We start from the raw sequence: 1,532 nt of genomic DNA, 5'->3' as shown, positions 1-1,532 counted from the left end.
TGCCGTGGTTGACCGCGTTGTTCAAGAAGAGGACCTTCGCGGGCTCGATGAAGATGCTCGTGAAGGGCAGCAGGCCGTTGTGGACCAGGAACTCGACGACGGCGCTGGCGCCGTTGCTGAAGGCCTTCACCACCGGGCCGATCACCAGCATGCCGAAGATGGCCATGATGGCGGCGACGATGCCCGCGGTGAAGTTGTCGATCAGCATCTCGAAGCCGGGCTTGACCTTGTTCTCCCAGAGGCTTTCGATCTTCTTCATGATCCATGCCGTCAGCGGGCCCATGATCATGGCGCCGATGAACATCGGGATGTCTGTTCCGACGATCACGCCCATGGTGGCGGCCGCGCCGACGACGCCGCCGCGGACGCCGTAGACCATGCGGCCGCCGGTGTAGCCGATCAGGAGCGGCAGCAGGTACGTGATCATCGGGCTGACCAGTTTGGCCAGGTCCGTGTTGGGGGTGAAGCCTGCGGGGATGAAGAAGGCGGTAATGATGCCCCAGGCAATGAAGGCGCCAATGTTGGGCATGATCATCCCGGAGAGGAAGGTGCCAAATTTCTGGACGCCGACCCGCACGCTGCTTCGGGGTTTCGCAACTGTCTCTGTTGCCATCTGATTTCCTAACCGTGATTCCTGCTGCACCGCAGGTTTGGCCGATATTTTCGACGAGCTAGCTGGTGGAACTGGTGGAGATCCGGTGAAGCCATTCAAGGAAGAGCTTGAGTTCGGAGCTGGAGAGCTGGTCCGAGTGCGAAGCCTGCAGCGCAGCATTCAGCGCGATGGCAGCCACCACCACCGGGGATTTCCCGGTGTCCTCCGGCGCGGCCTCCCGGGCCTGCTCCGTGGAGACCGCGAAGATCATCGCGTCGCGGGTCATGACCGAGAGTTCAAGGTTGCGCTCCGGCGCCTTCTCCGTGATCAGCATGAGGGTCACGCCCACATTGGCGGCCAGGATGCTCCGGGCCGCCTCCCTCGGCGGGACAGCGAGCTGGCCGGCCACCGCGGCCTTGTTCAGCATTTCCTCCATCAGCGCCTCGGCGTCGGCGACGACGGCGGGACGGCTTTCCGGGCGGATGTTACCGAACATGACAAGGTAGAGTTCCGGCTGCTTGAGCCCGAACTGGACGTGCTGGTCCCACATCCGCCGGATGTCCTCCAGCGGCATGCCGGACGGGGCGAAGTCGCGTTCACCGGCCACGTATTCCTCGAAGCCCGCGGCCACGACTGCGTCAAACAGCCCTTCCTTGTCCCCGAAGTGGTGATAGAGGGTGGGGGCGGTCACCCCTGCCAGCTGGGTGATCTGGCGGGTGGAAACGGCGGCCCCCCCGGACTTGGCCAGCAACCCGGCGGCTGCGCGGAGCAGCCGGGTTTTGGGCGGTAGCTGGCCAATGGTACTCATGACCGCTACCCTAGCACCTATAGCAATGCTATATGAAGTGCATCACAGGCACTTTTTTCAGGTACCGCTTTTCAAGTACAGCGAGCTGCAGGTTGACGTAGCGGACAGCCGCGGGAAGTCTAGGATGCAGCG

General features: G+C 63.1%; 2 protein-coding genes. Both read right to left on the bottom strand.

The annotated features are described in order from the left end of the window. Positions 1-613, bottom strand: a 613-nt coding sequence (locus tag AB4Y86_RS18705; RefSeq protein WP_441403632.1) for a PTS transporter subunit EIIC, incomplete at its 3' end; no start/stop codon positions are given. Positions 614-671: 58 nt separating this feature from the next. Then, positions 672-1,400 (bottom strand): TetR/AcrR family transcriptional regulator, encoded by a 729-nt coding sequence (locus tag AB4Y86_RS18700; RefSeq protein WP_441403631.1) that lies wholly within the window; start codon positions 1,398-1,400, stop codon positions 672-674. Positions 1,401-1,532: the final 132 nt, after the last annotated feature.

Source organism: Arthrobacter sp. 2YAF22_2 (genome assembly GCF_052114645.1).
In the GTDB taxonomy this organism is placed as follows: Bacteria; Actinomycetota; Actinomycetes; order Actinomycetales; family Micrococcaceae; genus Arthrobacter.
This window is presented reverse-complemented; position numbering and strand designations above follow the sequence as displayed.